This window comes from Streptococcus mitis, from assembly GCF_946190065.1.
Classification (GTDB): domain Bacteria; phylum Bacillota; class Bacilli; order Lactobacillales; family Streptococcaceae; genus Streptococcus; species Streptococcus mitis_DE.
This window is the reverse complement of the sequence record NZ_CAMHZD010000042.1, coordinates 1-1,402: the sequence shown is the minus strand read 5'-3', so window position 1 is coordinate 1,402 and position 1,402 is coordinate 1. Positions and strand designations below refer to the sequence as shown.

At 37.4% G+C, this 1,402-nt stretch carries 1 protein-coding gene; it reads right to left on the bottom strand.

The features are described from left to right. Positions 1–1,347 (bottom strand): IS3 family transposase gene (locus OCF96_RS09835; RefSeq protein ID WP_261447053.1). Its coding sequence is split into 2 segments (ribosomal slippage), with 1,348 coding nucleotides annotated over them: positions 1–906 and positions 906–1,347; the frame shifts between segments, so codons are not numbered across the junction. This gene is flagged as partial in the annotation. Positions 1,348–1,402: the final 55 nt, after the last annotated feature.

The following is a 1,402-nucleotide window of genomic DNA, read 5'->3' as shown; positions in this document are numbered from 1 at the left end:
CGAAGGATTTAGTTCTGTATTGCACAGGACTGAGTCCTTTTAGTTTTACCTTAATTCGTTTATTGTTGTAGTAATCAATATAGTCTACAATGGCTTGTTCCAATTGCTCAAGTGATTTAAACGACTTCTCATAACCATAAAACATCTCAGACTTAAGAATACCAAAGAAGGATTCCATCATGCCGTTATCTGGACTATTTCCCTTACGTGACATAGAGGCTTGAATTCCCTTACTCTCTAGGAACCGATGATAAGAATCGTGTTGGTATTGCCAACCTTGGTCACTATGGAGAATCGTATTCTCGTAGTGTTTCTCTGTGAAGGCCTGTTCCAACATCGTTTTTACTTGTTCTAAATTAGGAGAACAAGAAAGATTAAAAGCAATAATTTCGCTGTTAAAGCCATCTAAAACAGGCGATAAATACAATTTCTGCGTACTCTTTGGAATGGCAAACTCTGTTACATCCGTATAGCACTTTTCCATTGGTTTGGTTGCTTCAAATTGACGTTGAATAAGATTGTCCGCTTTCTTGCCAATCTCTCCTTGGTAAGAAGAATACTTTCGTTTCCGACGAATTCGAGCGCTTAAACCAAGGACCTTCATCAGACGTTGGACCTTCTTATGATTGACCGAATAACCTCGATTCTTTAGTTCAAGAGTCATTCGTCGATAACCATAATTGCCTTTATGTTCATTATAAATCCACTGAATTTCGTCTTTAAACTCTTTATCTTTGTCAAGTCCCTCCAGTTGCTTCAACTGGTAGTAATAAGTCGAGCGAGCTAAATGAGCTGTTTCAAGAAGTAAATCTAGTCGAAATCCTCCTGAAGCCATTTCTCTAATTGTCTCTGCCTTTCTCGCTTTAAGGCTTCGTCCCTGTCTTCTAGCTCTTTTAACTTTTTTAGGTAAGCCACCTCGGTACGTAAGCGTTCATTCTCCTCTTGGAGTCGCTCTAGTTCTGTCATTTCTTCCCAAGTTTTCTTACGTTTACGTCCCATTTTAGGTACTCTCCCTCTTGTTTTCTCAACAATAGTATACCCGTTTTTCTTGTATTGTGCTATCCAATTTTTCAACAGCGAAGGATTGGGTAAATCATAGTCTAAAGCCACACTTATTCGTGAACGACTTTCAAGTAGGACTTTATCAATCATTTCTTGCTTTAATTCAGGGGAATAGTAACGATTCTTCCCCTTTTTGACGATTTCTATTCCGTAACGTTCAATTAATTTCACCATGTACTTTAGACCAGAAACATCCACACCAAATCTTTTTGAAAGTTGATTGAAGCTTTGACCTTGCTTTCTCAATTCATATATTTGAACTTTATCTTCATAAGTTAATTTCATAATAAAACACCCCAAAAGTTAGATTTTTTCTGTCTAACTTTTGGGGTGCAGTTCA